This window comes from Streptomyces sp. DF42, from assembly GCF_058267695.1.
Genome location: NZ_CM177859.1, coordinates 7350740 through 7367440, shown reverse-complemented (window position 1 = coordinate 7367440; position 16701 = coordinate 7350740). Strand labels below are relative to the sequence as shown.

Below are 16701 nucleotides of genomic sequence, written 5' to 3'. Positions count from 1 at the left end.
GCAAGCGCACGAGCAGCGGCCTCGGCAAGGGAGCCCGCTCGGACGGTGCTCGCTGAGACGGTGCTGGCTCAGACGCTGCCGCCGCTGCCGCCCGTACCGATCAGGCGGCCGACGAAGTCGATGGTGGCACCGCCGAATTCCAGGAGGCCGCCGCCCGTCCCACCGCCCGCAGCACCGGCGCCGCCCGGGCCCGGGGTGCTCTCCCGGACGACCGACGGCACCAACGGCCGGGAAGCGGCCGCGACGGCCGGGCCGACAGCGGTGACGACGGCGGTGCCGGCGACGATGGCAGCGATCGCCACCCGAGCGAGAGGCTTGACACGCATGGCAAATCTCCTGAAAGCAAGGGAATGGAAGGCTCGGCCAGGATAGGTACCGTTTCCTCCGGATTCCCGGCAACGCGCTCGCCGGAGCCCGCCGACGGGGACAACCCCTGGGCCGCATCGGCCGGAGAAGGAACGCAAGATCTTCCCGGCCATCGGCACCGTACGGAACTCCACCCGGAACACACTGGTGCGGCAGCCGGCCTCGGACACCCGACCAGACCGTCCTCGACCACATCACGGTGCTGGAGAAGACAGGCCGGGTCGACTTCGACGCCCTCGCCGACGACTCGGTGTCCGGCACCACCGCCGGCCCGACCGGCCCGCCGGCTCCGGTCCCGGCCAGGTGGCGCCCTCGGCACCGGCTGCCGAGGCCTCCGGCGGCATCGGTACGACCTCGCGGCCGTCGCCGGGGGCGCCGGGCACGGTCGACACGAACGGGCCGGATCCCGCGGACCCGGCGGGTGTGACGGAGTGAGCGGGCCAACCTCAAATGTTGCTCTGAACGTGGGCCGGGCGGGGTTCGGTTCCCGGCGGCGGGGCCATACCCCCGTCACGTCCGAGGAGACGTGACAGGGGAGCCGGACGGAGCCGGACGGAGTCGAGGAGGGGGACGGACCATGGAGCGACTGGGGACGGGCATCGGGTGGCGGCCGGAGATCGCCGACGCCGTGGAGCGCATGCCGGGCGTCGACTGGGTCGAGGCCGTGGCCGAGAACGTGTGTCCCGGGCACCTCCCCGAGTCGCTGCGGCGGCTGCGCGCCCGCGGGGTGACCGTGATCCCGCACGGCGTCTCGCTGGGCCTCGGCGGCGCCGACCGGCCCGAGGAGAGCCGGCTCACGGCTCTCGCCGAGCGGGCCGAGGCGTTGGGCGCGCCGCTGGTCACCGAGCACATCGCGTTCGTACGGGCGGGTGGGCCGCTGACGGCGTCCCCGCTGCTGGAGGCCGGGCACCTGCTGCCGGTGCCGCGTACCCGGGACGCCCTCGACGTGCTGTGCGAGAACGTGCGGATCGCCCAGGACGCGCTGCCGGTGCCGCTCGCCGTCGAGAACATCGCCGCGCTGATCTCCTGGCCCGGCGAGGAGATGACCGAGGGGCAGTTCCTCTACGACCTCGCCGACCGCACCGGCGTACGGCTCCTGATCGACGTGGCCAACCTGCACACCAACCATGTCAACCGCGCCGAGGACCCGGCCAAGGCGCTCGCCGAGCTACCGCTGGAGGCCATCGCGTACGTCCATGTCGCGGGCGGCTTCGAGCGCGACGGCGTCTGGCACGACAGCCACGCCCACCCGGTGCCGGAGCCGGTCCTCGACATCCTGACCGACCTCGCCTCGCGGGTCTCACCGCCGGGCGTACTTCTGGAACGGGACGAGAACTTTCCCGGACCGGGTGTCCTGGAGGGGGAGCTGGAGGCGGTTCGAGGGGCCGTCCGGAAGGGACGCGTGATGCGGGAGGAGGCGGAGCAGGCAGCCGCGGCGGCCGAGGCGGCGGGTGCCTCGTCCGCCCTGCCCGCCCCTCCTTCGACGTCGCCCGCCCCTGCCCCTGCCGTCGATGCCGACGTCGACGCGGCCCGTCAGCGGCTCGGGCTCGCCGAGGCCGCCCTGCTGTCCGCGCTCGTTGCCGGGACGCCCGTTCCGGAGGGGTTCGACCGGGTGCGGCTGGGGGTGCAGGCACGGGCGCTCGCCGGGAAGCGGGCGGACGTCGTGGCCAAGGTCGCGCCCGAGCTGCCGGAGATCCTCGGCAACGCCTACCGGCCCGCCTTCCTCGCCTACGCCCACGGTCACCCGATGACCGGCGGATATCGCAGGGACGCCCTGGACTTCGCCGGGTATCTGCTGCTCGCCGGGCTCATCGGGGAGGAGCGGGCACGGCGGGAGCTCGGGGAGTGGTGGCTGGAGCGGTCGGGGCCCGTGCCACGGTCGCGGCGGCCGGGGTGCGGATGATGGCCAGGGCGGCCCGGCGGGTGCTGCTGCACCGCTGAGTGTGCCGCGGGCAACAGCCCGCGAGGCCCGGTTCACCTCGAACCCCTGAGTAATATGCGGTGCCGTACAGGAGGCACCATGCGACCGCGACCACCCGTCAAGGGCCGAGGGATATTCAGCGGCACCGGAATCATCGTCATCGGCCTGATGGCCACCGTGATGGCACTCGTCTTCCCGATCTGGTCGTACGCCGACCGGTCGGGGACCGGCCTCAGCACGCTGAACGCGCAGACCGTGTCGACGCAGTACGGGCCGCTGTCCGCCCTCGACCGTGACTTCATCACGAAGGTCCGGCTGGCCGGTCTGTGGGAACTCCCGGCCGGGCAGGAGGCCCAGCAGAAGGGCACCACCGCGGCCGTACGCACGGCGGGGCAGCACCTCGTCGAGGGGCACACCTTCCTCGACCAGCGGGTGCGCGCCGTCGCCGCCAGGCTCGGGCTCCAGCTGCCCAACGAACCGAGCGACCAGCAGAAGCAGTGGCTCGCGACGCTGAACACGGCCCAGGGCATCGACTACGACCGCGAGTTCGTCAACATCACGCGGCTGGCGCACGGCAGGGTGTTCTCCGTCGTCGCCCAGGTCCGCGCGACCACCCGCAACTCGCTGGTGCGCGCGCTCGCCGACGACGCGAACACGACCGTCCTGGACCACATCAAGGTCCTGGAGGCCACGGGCTACGTCGACTGGGACGCCCTCGCCCGGGACATGGCCTCCGCGAGCACTCCCCCGCTGACCGGCTCCCCGGCCCCGCCCGGTCCCGCGACGGACCCGAGCCCCGCGACACCCCTGACGGCGTCGTCGTCCCCGACCTATGCGCTGCCGCCGGCCGCCTCCAGCCCGCCGCGGCAACAGCCGTGAGCGCGGTGCACCGGCCAAACGGAACGTCACGTGCAGGCAACGCTCCGTCCGGATTGTGAACAGGGCATGGCGTTTCACAGAGCATCTGGCATAGAAACGCGGCATGTTCTGGGTCCTTCTCCTGCTGCTGGCCTGGGCCGCCGCGGGCACCGCCTGCACGCGGCTGTGCCTGGCCGCCGTCCGCACGGCGGCTGACGACGCAGACGGCGCAGCGGATGTCCGGCGTCATGATCTGACGCTCTACGAGGCCGCGTTCCTGTCCGGCGGGCCCGGCCGGGTCGCCGATCTGACCATGGTCTCCATGGCCCGGCAACGGCGGCTGCTGCTCGCCCACACCGGCTGGGCGACCGTGGTCGACCCGCGCGGGCGGGACGACATGGAGCGGTCGGTCATAGGGGCCATCGGGCCCGAGGGGCAGAGCAGGATCGCCCCGGTGCGGGCCGCCGCGGCCTCCGCGGACGCCGTCGCCGGCCTCGCCGACCGGCTGGTCGACGCCGGCCTGGCCGTGCCGGCCGCTGCCCGGACCACCGTCTCGGCCGGAGTGCGCCAGGTGCAGCTCGCGGCGATGGCCGTGCTCGCGCTGGGCGCCATCGCGCTGCTGGTGCCCGCCCAGCCGGACATGCCGCGCGGCCTGGTCGCCCTGTGGTTCGCCCTGCCGCTGGCGCTGACGCTGAGCTGCCTGGCCATCGCCCGGGTCGAGGTCCACCCCTATTCACGCTGGGCGTCCCCGGCCGGACAACGCCTGCTGGGAGCCCTCACCCGGCGCCCCGGCAGCGGTGACGACCGTACGTACCTCACCACCGTCGCCGTACGAGGAGTCCGCGCGATCGGCGAACCGGACCTGCGCGCGGCCTTCGCGCACCGCGACCAGCCGTGGCGTGAACCGCACATCGGGGGCGCATAGGGGGCATTGAGGCCGACACCGCCGGGTCGGTGCTTGCCTTCTTCATACACCGAACGAAACATCCCTTTTGTCGCTGCCATGCACCGAAGGGATACGTCATGAGAGCTGCCGCCCTCTACTCGGCCGCCGGATCCTTGCTCCTGACCGCCCTCACCGCCGCGCCGGCCGCCAGTACGCCCGTCGCACCCGACGCGGCCGAGCAGCAGGGCACCGCGGTGGCCGCCGCACGGGCCAAGGCCTCCGGCATCGACTTCGGCACGTGTGCCGACGCGAAGGACATGCCCGGCAGCCTGGAGTGCGGCACGGTGTCCGTTCCGCTCGACTACGCACAGCCCGGTGGCCGGCAGATCAAACTGACCGTCACCCGGGTGAAGGCCACGCACAAGGACCCCCACAACAGCAAGCGCCATGTGCCCCGGCAGGGCGCGCTGGTCTACAACCCCGGTGGGCCGGGCGGCGACGGCCAGTACTTCCCGCTCGTCGGCCTGATCCCTCAGTGGAAGCGCATCGCGGCGGCCTACGACCTGATCGGCTATTCCCCGCGCGGCGTCGGCCGGTCCGCGCCCCTGTCCTGCGAGGACCCCAAACGCTTCTTCAAGGCGCCCTCGCAGGCTCCCACGTATCCCTCGGAGTCGTACAAGCAGGAGCGCATCGCCCAGGCGAAGGCCTACGCGCAGGGCTGCGCCAAGCGGTCGGGCAGCGGGCTCCAGTACTACAACTCGCTCAACAACGCCCGTGACCTGGACGTCCTGCGGGCGGCGCTCGGCGAGGAGCGGATCACGTTCATGGGCGCGTCGTACGGCACCTACTTCGGCGCGGTGTACGCGACGATGTTCCCCTCGCACGTCCGGCGGATGGTGTTCGACTCGGCGGTGGACCCGGCTCCCGACCAGATCTGGTACCGCAACAACCTCATCCAGTCGGCCGCGTTCGAGAGCCGCTGGGCGGACTTCCGGAACTGGATCGCCCGGCACCACGACGTGTACGGGCTGGGCAAGACGGCCGCCGCGGTCCAGCACAGCTACACCAGGGCGAGCGCGCAGCTGGCCGCCGAGCCGGCCGGCGGCAAGGTGGGGCCGGCCGAGCTGCAGGCCTCGTTCCTGCAGGCCGGGTACTACGACGACTACTGGCCGACGCGCGCGAAGGCACTGTCCGCGTATCTGAACGGCGATCCGAAGCCGCTGATCGACCAGGCGGGGCCCGCCACGGAGGCGGCGGCCGAGTCGGAGAACTCCAACGCGGTCTACACGGCCGTCGAGTGCAACGACGCGCCCTGGCCGACGGACTGGAAGGTCTGGGACCGGGACAACACGCGTCTGTCGCGCGTCGCGCCGTTCGAGACCTGGGACAACGCGTGGATGAACCTGCCGTGCGCCTTCTGGCCCGCGCCCCAGCAGCAGCCCCTGGACGTGCGGACCGGGCCGGGTGAGCTGCCGCCGACGCTGATCCTGGCCGCCGAGCGGGACGCGGCGACGCCGTACGCCGGTGCCGAGGAGATGCACCGGCGGCTGTCCGGCTCGACCCTGGTGACCGAGCGGGACTCGGGCACGCACGGTGTCGCGGGCGGCCCGAACCGCTGCATCAACGGCTACCTGGACGCGTACCTGCTGGAGGGCCGCCTGCCGGAGCAGAGCGCGTCCTGCGCCCCGCACCCGGAGCCGAAGCCGGCCGCGCCGGGCGACCGCTCCCACCCGACGCCCGCCAAGGAGTCGCTGAAGGGGAAGGCCGCCCGCCGCTGACGCGGGCTGACGGGGGCTGCCTACGACCACCGGCCGGGCACGGAGCACCGTGTCCGGTCAGGCCAGGCCCTCGACCAGTTCGGCCACCGACTTACGGCGCCCGGTGTAGAAGGGGACCTCCTCGCGGACGTGCATCCGGGCCTCGGAGGCGCGCAGGTGGCGCATGAGGTCGACGATGCGGTACAGCTCGTCGGCCTCGAAGGCCAGGAGCCACTCGTAGTCGCCCAGCGAGAACGACGCGACCGTGTTGGCGCGCACGTCCGGGTAGCCGCGGGCCATCTTGCCGTGGTCGGCGAGCATGCGGCGGCGGTCCTCGTCGGGCAGCAGGTACCAGTCGTAGCTGCGCACGAAGGGGTACACGCTGATGTAGTTGCGCGGCGTCTCGTCGGCGAGGAACGCGGGGATGTGCGAGCGGTTGAACTCGGCGGGGCGGTGCAGCGCCATGTTCGACCAGACCGGCTCCAGGGCACGGCCGAGCCTGGTGCGCCGGAAGAGGTTGTACGCCTCCTGCAGCTGGTCGCTGGTCTCCGCGTGCCACCAGATCATGACGTCGGCGTCGGCGCGCAGGCCCGACACGTCGTACGTGCCACGGATCGTCACGTCCTTGGCGGCGAGCTGGTCGAAGAGGTCCTGGACCTCTTCGGCGTAGCCCGCACGGTCCTCAGGCAGCACGTCCTTCAGCTTGAAGACGGACCACAGGGTGTAGCGGATGACCTCGTTGAGGTCCTTGGCCAGCTTGCCCTTGTTCGCGATCCGGTCAGGGGCAGTGGTGGGGGCGTCGTCACTCATGCGGCTATTCTCCCGCTCCGCCGTGCAGGCTCTGCACCGGGTTGGCGGTGAGCTCCTGCACACGGCTGAGATCGCCGTCGATCTGGTCCACCGCCGCGTACGCGCTCGCGATGCAGGCCGGGATGCCGACGCCGTCGTACGGCGCGCCGCACACGGCGAGGCCCGGCAGCTTGGCGACGTGCTCGCGGATGCGGGCCACGCGCGCGTGGTGGCCGACGGGGTACTGGGGCAGGCCGTCGGTCCAGCGGGTGACACGGGTTTCGAGGGGGGTGGCATCGAGGCCGGTCGCCGCCCGGAGGTCCTCGCGCGAGACGTCCACGAGGCCGGCGTCGTCGCGCTGGAGGATCTCGGCCTCGCCGTACCGGCCGACGGACGTGCGCAGGACGACCACGTCCGGGTTCTCCTCGGCGATCCAGCCCCACTTCTGCGAGGCGAACGTCGACGCCTTGATGGTGCGTCCGTCGACCGGCGGCACGAGGAAGCCACTGCCCTGAGGGAGCGTGGCGTCGGCGCGGCGGTAGGCGAGGGAGACCAGGGCCATGGACGCGTACTCGACGGTGGCGAGTTCGGTCGCGGCGGCCGGGGCCTCGGCGTGCAGGAGCGACGCGGCGGCCTGTGCGGGGACGGCGACGACGACCGCGTCGGCGTGCAGCACACGGTCCCCGGCGACCACGCGCCAGCCGTCGCCGTCCGCCCGGCGCAGCTCGGTCACGGGCGCCCGTGTGACGATCTCGCCGCCGCGCGCCCGCACCGACTCCGCCACCGCGAGCGGCAGGCTGCCCACGCCGCCCCGGATGCCCATGAAGACCGGGCCGGTCTGCTGGGCCGCGGCCGCCCTGGCCTGGATCTCGCGGACGGCCCGGGTGAGCGAGTCGTGCGTCTTCGCGGCCTGGTACAGCTGCGGGACCGCCGAGCGCATGGAGATGCGGTACGCGTCGCCGGCGTACACCCCGCCGAGCAGGGGTTCCACCAGGCGGTCGACGACCTCGCGGCCCAGCCGTGCCGCCACGTACTCCCCGACCGCCACGTCGTCGCCGACCTCGGTGCGGGGCAGGTCGGCGTCGCGCTCGATGCGGGCGAGGCCCTCGTCGGACAGGACGCCGGTCAGGGCGGCTGCGGTACCGGGGACACCCATGACGTGGCCCTTGGGCATGGGGCGCAGGGCGCCGCGGGTCCAGATCGAGGCCGTCGCGGTGGCCGGCGGCTGGAGGCGCTCGTCGAGGCCCACCTCGCGTGCGAGGGCCACGGCTTCCGGTCTGCGGGCCAGCATCGACTCGGCGCCGAAGTCCACCCGCGCGCCCGCGATCTCGCCGGGCAGCAGCTTGCCGCCGACCCGGTCCGACGCCTCCAGTACGGTCACCCGGGCGCCGCCCTGCAACAGCCGGTGGGCCGCGGCCAGTCCGGCGATCCCGGCTCCGATGACGACGACCTGGCCCGCACCCGTACGAGTCTCCGATTCGCGCATGTCCCCAGCCTCTCAGACCCCACTGACAGGCCCGCCCGCGCCCCGGTGTCCTTCACGAGTCCCGACCGTGACCGCATCGGGACCGTACGGGTCCAACGTTCCGGCCCGTGCCGGCGTCGAAAGAGCGTCAGTCGTCACGACTCCCGGGGGTACGCCCACATGCGCGCACGAAGCTCCGTACGACCTGTTCCTGCCCTGGCCGGGCTGCTGCTGGCCACGGCCCTCGCGCTGACCGGATGCAGCGGCGCGAACGACTCCTCCTCCAGCGACGCCGGCGCCGGCGCGGCCGACAAGGCCGCCGTACCGGGCGTCCAGCAGGAGGGCGCGTCGGGCAGCGGCAAGGCGAACGGCAGCAGGAAGGCGCCCAAGCTCTCCGCGAGCCGCATCATCCGCACCGCCTCGCTGACCGTGCAGGTCAAGGACGTGCCGAAGGCCCTCGACGACGCCCGTACGACCACCGAGAACGCGGGTGGCTACATCGGCAACGAGACCACCAGCCGGGACGAGAAGGGCCGCGAGCGCACCCGGGTGGTGCTGCGCGTGCCGGTCGGCAGGTACGACGAGGTCCTCGCCGGCCTCCAGGGTGCGGGCAAGCTCCTCGACCGCACCGCGAAGGCCGAGGACGTCACGGACCAGGTCGTCGACGTGGACAGCCGCATCACCTCGCAGCGGGCCAGCGTGGCCCGGGTGCGCGAACTGATGGACCGGGCCACCAAGTTGAGCGATGTGGTGGAGCTGGAGGGCGAGTTGAGCAACCGGGAGGCCGACCTGGAGGCGCTGCTCGCCCAGCAGGCGTCCCTGAAGGACCGCACGAGCCTCGCCACGATCACCCTGTCCCTTTCCCAGACACCCGTGAAGACGGCGGCCGAGGACGACGACCCCGGGTTCGTGGACGCGCTGGCAGGCGGCTGGGACGCGTTCGTGACGATGCTGCGCTGGCTCGCGGTGGCGCTCGGGGCGGTGCTGCCCTTCGCCGCGGCGGCGGCCCTGATCGTGCTGGCGTGGCTGCGGCTCGTCCGGCCCCGGCTGTCGCGCCGCCCGGCCCCCGCGCCCGCGGCGAGCACCCTGGGCCCGCTGCCGACGGCCCGCCCGGTTCCCGGAACCCCGGGCACGCGGGAGCGCGACGAGGACTGAGCGCGGGACCGGGAGCGGGACGGAGAGAGCGGCACCGAAATGCACTGCCCACGTAGCGTGTTCACATGAACATGAGCGCTGGGCGGGAACGACTGGTCGTGATCGGCGGCGATGCCGCGGGGATGTCCGCGGCATCGCAGGCTCGCCGTATGAAGGATCCGGACGAGCTGGAGATCGTGGCGTTCGAGCGCGGCCACTTCACTTCCTTCTCGGCGTGCGGCATCCCGTACTGGGTGGGCGGGGACGTCGACGAGCGGGACCGGTTGATCGCCCGTACGCCCGAGGAGCACCGCGCGCGGGACATCGATCTGCGCATGCGGACGGAGGTCACGGAGATCGACGTGGCGGGCGGCCGGGTACGCGCGCGTGACCTCGATTCGGGTGCCGAGTCGTGGACGTCGTACGACAAGCTCGTGATCGCCACCGGGGCCCACCCGATCCGCCCGGACATGCCGGGCGACGACGCGCCCGGTGTGCACGGAGTGCAGACACTGGACGACGGGCAGGCGCTCATAGACTCGCTCACGCGCACGCGTGGCCGTCGCGCGGTGGTCGTGGGCGCGGGCTACATCGGCGTGGAGATGGCCGAGGCGCTCATCAACCGCGGTTACGAGGTCACGGTCGTCAACCGCGGGAGCGAACCGATGGCCACGCTCGATCCGGACATGGGCCGTCTGGTGCGCGTGGCCATGGAGGGCATGGGCATCACCATGGTCAACGACGCCGAGGTGACCAAGGTGCACACCGGCGAGGACGGCCGGGTGCGGGCGGTGTCCACCGAGGACGCCGAGTACCCCGCGGACGTGGTGGTCCTGGGCATCGGAGTACGCCCCGGGACCGCTCTCGCCGAGGCGGCCGGGCTGCCCCTCGGCAACCACCGCGGTCTCCTCACCGACCTCGCCATGCGGGTGCGCGGGCACGAGAACATCTGGGCCGGCGGCGACTGCGTCGAGGTCCTCGACCTGGTCTCCGGGCAGCAGCGCCACATCGCGCTCGGCACCCACGCCAACAAGCACGGCCAGGTCATCGGCACCAATGCGGGAGGCGGTTACGCCACCTTCCCCGGTGTCGTCGGGACCGCGGTGTCCAAGGTCTGCGACCTGGAGATCGCCCGCACGGGCCTGCGCGAGAAGGACGCGCGCAGGGCCGGATTGCAGTTCGAGACGGTCACCGTCGAGTCGACGAGCCGGGCGGGCTACTACCCGAACTCCTCCCCCATGACGGTGAAGATGCTGGCCGAACGGCGGACGGGCCGCCTGCTCGGCGTGCAGATCGTCGGCAGGGAGGGCGCGGGCAAGCGCGTCGACATCGCGGCGGTGGCCCTCACCGCCCGTATGACGGTGGAACAGATGACGGCCCTGGACCTGGGCTACGCCCCGCCCTTCAGCCCCGTCTGGGACCCGGTACTGGTAGCGGCCCGCAAGGCGTCAAAGGCGGTGGCACAAGGCGCTTAGCGGTGGTGCAGGGCTTTGAGGGGCGCGGGGAACTGCGCGAGCAACCCCCACGGCCCGCACCTGACAGCAATCCCTAAGCCGACCCGTTGATCCGCTCGATCGCCTGCCGCGCCTGCTCCGCCGGAGGCCGCGGCGGCAGCGACGACACGGAGGCCGTGGACGTCACCGCCGCCGGCTGCTCCCCCGCCGGTTTCGCATGCGCGGCACTGCGCACGGACCGCAGCCGGTGGCTCACCGCCTCGTCGAGGGTCACCGGCCGCTGCATCTGCGAAGCCAGCCGCCCCGCCTCCTGGCCGAGCCGGGCGACGTCCTCCCACGGCAGCCTCACCACCAGGGAGAGCTCCGCCTCACCGTCGGGCGTGGCCTGCATCGCAGGAGTCACTCGGTCGTTCATCGCCTGTTCCTCACGTCGTCCCCGCGACCCGCCTTCCCCGTGCCGCGGGCGGTTGAGGAGTCATACGCACGCGCGCGTGCCCGTGTTCACCGGTTCACCGGTTCACCAGGCTCCCTGGGGGCACACATTCCTTGTGGTCATCCCCGTCCATGACGTGAACCCGGTGCGCCGCACCCCCTGGGTGACGTACGCGCTGATCGCCGCGAACGTCCTCGTCTTCCTGTACACGCCCGGCCTGTCCGGTTCCGAGGCGGGCGACAGCAGCCTGTCGCAGATGTGCCATCTGCAGGCGTTCCTCGACCACTACGCGGCGGTACCACAGGAGTTGATCCACCATCAGATGCCGCGTGTGGTTCCCACGGGCGAGATCGGCAGGGCGGCGAACGGCGCACTGGGCTGTGTGGTGGCCCCACCGGGCTACGACAAGTCCCCCGCGCTGTCCGTCATCACCGCCATGTTCCTGCACGGCGGTTGGCTGCACCTGCTCGGCAACATGCTCTTCCTGCTGATCTTCGGCAACAACGTCGAGGACCGCATGGGGCACATCAGGTACGCGCTGTTCTACGTCGTCTGCGGCTATGCGGCGTCGTACGGCTTCGCGCTTTTCAACGCCGACTCCACTGACCCGCTGATCGGCGCGTCCGGAGCGATCGCCGGTGTCCTGGGCGCCTATCTGGTGCTGTATCCCAAGGCCAGGGTCTGGGTTCTCGTGCCGTTCCTGGTCTTCCTGCCGCTGAGACTGCCGGCCTGGCTGGTGCTGGGCTTCTGGTTCGTGCTCCAGGCGGTCTACTCGTCGGGAGAGGGCGTCTCCACCGCCGGGACGGTGGCGTACGCGGCGCACGTCGTCGGCTTCCTGGTCGGCATGCTCCTCGCCTGGCCGCTCAAGCCGGGCACACCCCCGCCGCCGGAACCGCGCGGCCTGCTGTTCGGCAGGAGGGCACGGCCCCGGCACACGTGGTGAGTCGCGCAGCGAGTCAGCGGGCGGTCTGCGCGTGGACGTACTCCACGAGCCGGGTCAGCGCGTCCGGGTCGGTGGTCGGCATGACGCCGTGGCCGAGGTTGAAGACGTGGCCCTCCAGGCCGGCGGCGGAGTCGAGGACCTCGCGGGTCTTGGCCTCGACGGCCTCCTTGGAGGCGAACAGGACCGTCGGGTCGAGGTTGCCCTGGAACGCCTTGCCGGGGCCGACCCGGCGGGCGGCCTCGTCGAGCGGGACACGCCAGTCGACGCCCACGACGTCCGCACCGGCCTCGCCCATGAGGCCGAGCAGTTCACCCGTGCCGACGCCGAAGTGGATGCGCGGGACGCCGTAGCCGGCCACGGCGTCGAAGACCTTGGCGGAGGCGGGCAGCACGGAGCGGCGGTAGTCGGCCGGGGAGAGGGCGCCGGCCCACGAGTCGAACAGCTGGACCGCGGAGGCACCCGCCTCGATCTGCACCTTCAGGAACGCGGCCGTGATCTCCGCGAGGCGGTCGAGCAGGTCGGCCCAGAGCTCGGGGTCGCCGTACATCATCGCCTTGGCGTTCTCGTACGTGCGCGAGGGGCCGCCCTCGACGAGGTAGCTCGCGAGGGTGAACGGCGCGCCCGCGAAACCGATGAGCGGGGTCGAGCCGAGCTCGCGCGTCAGCAGGCCGATCGCCTCGCTGACGTACGAGACGTCTTCGGGGGTGAGGTCGCGCAGCTGGGCCAGGTCGGCGCGGGTGCGGATGGGGTGCTCGACGACCGGGCCGACGCCGGGCTTGATGTCGAGGTCGATGCCGATGGCCTTGAGCGGGACGACGATGTCGCTGTAGTAGATCGCCGCGTCCACGCCGTGCCGGCGCACCGGCTGGAGGGTGATCTCGGTGACGAGTTCGGGGCGCGTGCAGGACTCGAGCATCGGGATGCCCTCGCGCACCTTGAGGTACTCGGGCAGCGAGCGCCCGGCCTGCCGCATGAACCACACCGGCGTGTGCGGCACGGGCTCGCGCCTGCACGCCTTCAGGAAGGCGGATTCCCTGACCGCGTCCGGCGTTGCTGTCGTCGGCGTCGTGGCCTGGCCCGCGGGGCTCTCGTTCGCACTCACGACGGCAAGTCTCGCACGGCGTCACAACGGCGACGGCCCGGGTTCGCGGGGCACTATCCGGACAGGCGGCGCCCGCACGGGTGTCCCTCCCCGCGCGAAGCCCCCGTTCCCCTTAATCTTCCCCGCATGGCTGCGGCTCAGGGACGACTGTCGGACGGCGCTGACGGAATGGACGACACCAAGGAGGGGGACCGGGATGGGAGCAGTGCACCCCCGGGGCCCTTCCGGGCTGCCGTCGACGCGCTGAGGACCGCGCGGCTGCGGCCGCAGATCGAGGTCGAGGCGACCCGCGCACCGCAGCGGCTCGCCCCCTTCGCGTACGCGCTGGAGGCCACCGTCGTCGACGGCGACCAGGACCTGGCCGACGGCCGGCTGGTGCTGCTGCACGATCCGGACGGGCACGACGCCTGGCAAGGTACCTTCCGGCTGGTCACGCTGGTGCGCGCGGAGCTGGAGCCGGAGATGGCCGCCGACCCGCTGCTGCCCGACGTGTGCTGGTCGTGGCTGACCGGCGCGCTCTCCGCGCGCGGGCTGTCGTACGGCGAAGCGAGCGGCACCGTCACCCGGGCGAGCTCGCACTACTTCGGCGGGCTGTCGGAACGCCCGGCCGCCTCACAGATCGAGATCCGCGCCTCCTGGACGCCCCGTGAGGGCCTGGGCGGCGTCCCCGACACGGCCGCTCACCTTGCCTCCTGGTGCGATCTGCTGGCCCAGGTCGCCGGGCTGCCGCCGGCCGGGCCGGGCGACGCGTCGGTCGTGACGCTTCCGCAGCGACGGGACCCGCAGTCGCGTTGACCGCCTTCCTGCTTCCTGGCCGTCTTCTCGGCCACCTTCTTGACCGTCACTTTGTCGACTCGACCACTTTCAGTCATCAACGACCCTCGAACGGACCGATTCATTCATCGAGTGATCGATCGCTTGTCCGAATTGCACGGATTGTTACTCACTAAATCGTGATCTTTCCCTAAAGTGCTCCAGGTTTGGTGCCGAAGACGTCTGTGACCTTGAAAGCCGTCCCGCACCCCCAGGAGGCCTGGTGTCCGTTCTCCTTGAGCAGCCCGCAAGCCTGGTCGCCTACCGCCCGAACAAGCCGACCGCAATGGTGGTCGTGGCCGACCCGCGCGTCCGCTCCACCGTCACCCGCCATCTGTGGGCGCTCGGTGTGCGCGACGTCATCGAGGCCTCGTCCATCGCGGAGGCTCGTCCCCGCATCGGCAACCCCCGCGACATCTGCGTCGCCGACGTCCATCTCCCCGACGGATCCGGCCTCACCATCCTCTCCGAGACCCGCGCGGCGGGCTGGCCCAACGGCCTGGCCCTGTCCGCCGCCGACGACATCGGCGCCGTACGCAACGCCCTCGCGGGCGGCGTCAAGGGCTACGTCGTCACCGGCACCCGTACGAACGTCGGGCTCCCCACCCGGCCGGGCGCCGCGCCCATCGGATCCGCCGCCGCCCGCATGCACCGCCGCCCCCCGGGTGCCCCGAGTCACCCGGGTGGCTACCGCGAGCTCTCCGGCCGCGAGGTCGAGGTGCTGCGACTGGTCGCGGAGGGCCAGTCGAACAAGGCGATCGGCGTCTCCATGGGCCTCTCCGCGCTGACCGTCAAGAGCCACCTCGCCCGCATCGCCCGCAAGCTCGGCACGGGCGACCGCGCCGGGATGGTCGCGGTGGCCCTCCGGACCGGCATCATCCACTGACCCGTAGACAATCCACCGACCCGTACGTCTCTTTCATTCACGGACATGAACAGAATCGGCCGCTGATTCCCCGCCCGTGTCCCACCCGCCGTGAACCTGATCTTTCACCGACCTGACTGGTTTACGACCCCCAGGCGCCCGCCGACGGAACGTTACGTCGGCGGGCGCCGTCCATACACGGATACCCTTGACACGTGACCGACGCCCAAGAGACCGCAGCAGACAGCTCACTGCGAACCACCGGAGGCGCCCCTCCGGAAGACGGCGGAACATCTGTTACGGGGGCGCCGAATCCAGAGCCGGGCCAGGAACCGGGCCAGGAACCGATTCCTTTGCTCGAACCGCGCGAGGGCGTTCCGCCCGTGATCGCCGACGCGGACGCGCTCGCCGAGGCGGTCGCCGCCTTCGCGGCCGGTTCCGGCCCTGTCGCCGTCGACGCCGAGCGCGCCTCCGGCTACCGCTACGGCCAGCGTGCCTATCTCGTCCAGCTGCGCCGCGAGGGCGCGGGGACCGCGCTGATCGATCCCGTGGCCTGCCCCGACCTGTCGTCGCTCGGCGAGGCGCTCTCGGGCGTCGAATGGGTGCTGCACGCGGCCACCCAGGACCTGCCCTGTCTGCGCGAGATAGGCATGGTGCCGACGCGGCTGTTCGACACCGAGCTGGCCGGCCGTCTCGCCGGGTTCCCCAGGGTCGGCCTCGGCGCCATGGTCGAGGGCGTCCTCGGCTTCGTACTCGAAAAGGGGCACTCCGCCGTCGACTGGTCGACCCGTCCGCTGCCCGATCCGTGGCTGCGGTACGCGGCACTGGACGTCGAGCTGCTCGTCGATCTGCGCGACGCGCTGGAGAAGGAGCTGGACCGGCAGGGCAAGCTCGAGTGGGCCCGCCAGGAGTTCGACGCGATCGCCTCGGCTCCGCCGCCGGAGCCCCGCAAGGATCCGTGGCGGCGCACGTCCGGGATGCACAAGGTGCGGCGGCGTCGGCAGCTCGCCGTGGTGCGGGAGCTGTGGCAGACGCGGGACCGGATCGCCCAGCGGCGGGACGTGTCGCCGGGCAAGGTGCTCAGTGACGCCGCCATCGTGGAGGCGGCCCTCTCGCTGCCGGCCGACGTGCAGGCGCTGGCCGCCTCGAACGGGTTCGGGCATCGCATGGGACGGCGGCAGCTGGAGCAGTGGCAGGCCGCCGTCGATCGCGCGAAGGCCCTGACTGAGGTGCAATTGCCGGCGCCGGGGCAGCCGGTGACGGGGCCTCCGCCGCCGCGCGCCTGGGCCGACAAGGACCCTGCGGCAGCGGCCCGCCTCTCGGCGGCGCGGGCGGCCGTGTCCGCGTTGGCCGAGCAGCTGAACATGCCTCAGGAGAACCTGATCACGCCGGACACCGTGCGGCGCGTGTGCTGGGAACCGCCGAAGGTCGTCGACGCGGAGACGGTCGGGGCGGCACTGGCGGGCTACGGGGCCCGGCCGTGGCAGGTCGAGCAGGTGACGCCCGCACTGGTGGCGGCGCTGTCCGCGTAGCCGCCCCCTCCCCGGCGGCACCTCGCCCGGTCGCCCCTCGGGTGAAGCCGTTGCGGATGTACCGCTGCAGGCACAGGAAGACGATCACTGTCGGCAGGATGACGAGACTCGCTCCTGCCGAGATCGCTTCTCGGCGGGCGCCGAAGGGGCCCTTGGACCGGGACAGGGACGTCGAGATCACGCCAAGATCCTGGGACTGCACGTAGAGGAAGGGGGACGCAGAAGTCGTTGCGGACGGTGACGCCTTTCACGATCACCACTGTGGCGATGGCCGGTTTCAGGAGCGGGAAGATGATCTTGCGATAGACGGTGAAGGCGTTGGCCCCGTCGATGCGGGCCGCCTCGAAGGGGCGCTCCATCGCCGCCCACTTTCGTGTGACGTT

14 protein-coding genes and 2 pseudogenes are annotated in these 16701 nt (G+C 72.1%); 10 read left to right on the top strand and 6 right to left on the bottom strand.

Annotated features, from left to right (window positions below):
* Positions 1-68: 68 nt before the first annotated feature.
* A complete protein-coding gene (locus ACYUED_RS33815) occupies positions 69-326 on the bottom strand; it encodes a hypothetical protein (RefSeq protein WP_491288382.1) in 258 nt (85 codons plus the stop codon).
* Between the two features lie 617 nt (positions 327-943).
* Between ACYUED_RS33815 and ACYUED_RS33810 the strand changes: the two are divergent.
* From ACYUED_RS33810 to ACYUED_RS33795, 4 genes and pseudogenes are all read left to right on the top strand, one after another.
* A pseudogene (locus ACYUED_RS33810) lies at positions 944-2307 on the top strand (MbnB/TglH/ChrH family RiPP precursor modification enzyme).
* A gap of 79 nt (positions 2308-2386) precedes the next feature.
* A complete protein-coding gene (locus ACYUED_RS33805; RefSeq protein ID WP_491288380.1) occupies positions 2387-3166 on the top strand; it encodes a DUF4142 domain-containing protein in 780 nt (259 codons plus the stop codon).
* A gap of 103 nt (positions 3167-3269) precedes the next feature.
* The gene (locus ACYUED_RS33800) at positions 3270-4070 is read left to right on the top strand and encodes a TIGR04222 domain-containing membrane protein (protein ID WP_491288378.1); all 801 of its coding nucleotides are present in this window, start codon (positions 3270-3272) and stop codon (positions 4068-4070) included.
* A gap of 98 nt (positions 4071-4168) precedes the next feature.
* Positions 4169-5809, top strand: a complete 1641-nt coding sequence (locus ACYUED_RS33795) for an alpha/beta hydrolase (protein WP_491288376.1) — start codon at positions 4169-4171, stop codon at positions 5807-5809.
* Positions 5810-5866: 57 nt separating this feature from the next.
* Here ACYUED_RS33795 and hemQ read toward each other — a convergent pair whose 3' ends face one another.
* Positions 5867-6598, bottom strand: a complete 732-nt coding sequence (gene hemQ, locus ACYUED_RS33790) for a hydrogen peroxide-dependent heme synthase (RefSeq protein ID WP_491288374.1) — start codon at positions 6596-6598, stop codon at positions 5867-5869.
* A gap of 4 nt (positions 6599-6602) precedes the next feature.
* Positions 6603-8063 (bottom strand): protoporphyrinogen oxidase, encoded by a 1461-nt coding sequence (hemG, locus tag ACYUED_RS33785; RefSeq protein ID WP_491288372.1) that lies wholly within the window; start codon positions 8061-8063, stop codon positions 6603-6605.
* Positions 8064-8222: 159 nt separating this feature from the next.
* Here hemG and ACYUED_RS33780 point away from each other — a divergent pair, with 159 nt between their 5' ends.
* Positions 8223-9197, top strand: a complete 975-nt coding sequence (locus tag ACYUED_RS33780; RefSeq protein WP_491288370.1) for a DUF4349 domain-containing protein — start codon at positions 8223-8225, stop codon at positions 9195-9197.
* Between the two features lie 65 nt (positions 9198-9262).
* Positions 9263-10651, top strand: a complete 1389-nt coding sequence (locus ACYUED_RS33775; RefSeq protein WP_491288368.1) for an FAD-dependent oxidoreductase — start codon at positions 9263-9265, stop codon at positions 10649-10651.
* A gap of 73 nt (positions 10652-10724) precedes the next feature.
* On the opposite strand, the gene ACYUED_RS33770 is transcribed toward ACYUED_RS33775, so the two are convergent.
* Positions 10725-11045 carry a hypothetical protein gene (locus ACYUED_RS33770; RefSeq protein WP_266522950.1) on the bottom strand — a complete coding sequence of 107 codons (321 nt, stop codon included), beginning with the start codon at positions 11043-11045 and terminating at the stop codon, positions 10725-10727.
* Between the two features lie 133 nt (positions 11046-11178).
* On the opposite strand from ACYUED_RS33770, the gene ACYUED_RS33765 reads away from it, so the two are divergent.
* Entirely contained in the window at positions 11179-12006 is an 828-nt protein-coding gene (locus ACYUED_RS33765; protein WP_491288366.1) for a rhomboid family intramembrane serine protease, read from the top strand.
* Positions 12007-12019: 13 nt separating this feature from the next.
* On the opposite strand, the gene hemE is transcribed toward ACYUED_RS33765, so the two are convergent.
* Positions 12020-13108 (bottom strand): uroporphyrinogen decarboxylase, encoded by a 1089-nt coding sequence (gene hemE / locus ACYUED_RS33760; RefSeq protein ID WP_491288364.1) that lies wholly within the window; start codon positions 13106-13108, stop codon positions 12020-12022.
* A gap of 168 nt (positions 13109-13276) precedes the next feature.
* On the opposite strand from hemE, the gene ACYUED_RS33755 reads away from it, so the two are divergent.
* The 3 genes from ACYUED_RS33755 (at position 13277) to ACYUED_RS33745 (ending at position 16318) form a co-directional block, all read left to right on the top strand.
* On the top strand, positions 13277-13903 hold the full coding sequence (locus tag ACYUED_RS33755) for a DUF3000 domain-containing protein (RefSeq protein WP_491294548.1): 627 nt from the start codon (positions 13277-13279) through the stop codon (positions 13901-13903).
* Between the two features lie 241 nt (positions 13904-14144).
* On the top strand, positions 14145-14807 hold the full coding sequence (locus tag ACYUED_RS33750; RefSeq protein ID WP_030939825.1) for a response regulator transcription factor: 663 nt from the start codon (positions 14145-14147) through the stop codon (positions 14805-14807).
* Between the two features lie 194 nt (positions 14808-15001).
* On the top strand, positions 15002-16318 hold the full coding sequence (locus ACYUED_RS33745) for an HRDC domain-containing protein (RefSeq protein ID WP_491288361.1): 1317 nt from the start codon (positions 15002-15004) through the stop codon (positions 16316-16318).
* 28 nt (positions 16319-16346) lie between these two features.
* On the opposite strand, the pseudogene ACYUED_RS33740 reads toward ACYUED_RS33745, so the two are convergent.
* Positions 16347-16662: pseudogene (locus ACYUED_RS33740) on the bottom strand (ABC transporter permease subunit); the annotation flags it as partial.
* Positions 16663-16701 lie beyond the last annotated feature (39 nt).

Excerpts from the sequence above, each read along its gene's own strand:
- ACYUED_RS33815 (WP_491288382.1), bottom strand. The coding sequence starts at position 326 with ATGCGTGTCAAGCCTCTCGCTCGGGTGGCGATCGCTGCCATCGTCGCC.
- ACYUED_RS33805 (WP_491288380.1), top strand. The coding sequence starts at position 2,387 with ATGCGACCGCGACCACCCGTCAAGGGCCGAGGGATATTCAGCGGCACC.
- ACYUED_RS33800 (WP_491288378.1), top strand. The coding sequence starts at position 3,270 with ATGTTCTGGGTCCTTCTCCTGCTGCTGGCCTGGGCCGCCGCGGGCACC.
- ACYUED_RS33795 (WP_491288376.1), top strand. The coding sequence starts at position 4,169 with ATGAGAGCTGCCGCCCTCTACTCGGCCGCCGGATCCTTGCTCCTGACC.
- hemQ (WP_491288374.1), bottom strand. The coding sequence starts at position 6,598 with ATGAGTGACGACGCCCCCACCACTGCCCCTGACCGGATCGCGAACAAG.
- hemG (WP_491288372.1), bottom strand. The coding sequence starts at position 8,063 with ATGCGCGAATCGGAGACTCGTACGGGTGCGGGCCAGGTCGTCGTCATC.
- ACYUED_RS33780 (WP_491288370.1), top strand. The coding sequence starts at position 8,223 with ATGCGCGCACGAAGCTCCGTACGACCTGTTCCTGCCCTGGCCGGGCTG.
- ACYUED_RS33775 (WP_491288368.1), top strand. The coding sequence starts at position 9,263 with ATGAACATGAGCGCTGGGCGGGAACGACTGGTCGTGATCGGCGGCGAT.
- ACYUED_RS33770 (WP_266522950.1), bottom strand. The coding sequence starts at position 11,045 with ATGAACGACCGAGTGACTCCTGCGATGCAGGCCACGCCCGACGGTGAG.
- ACYUED_RS33755 (WP_491294548.1), top strand. The coding sequence starts at position 13,277 with ATGGACGACACCAAGGAGGGGGACCGGGATGGGAGCAGTGCACCCCCG.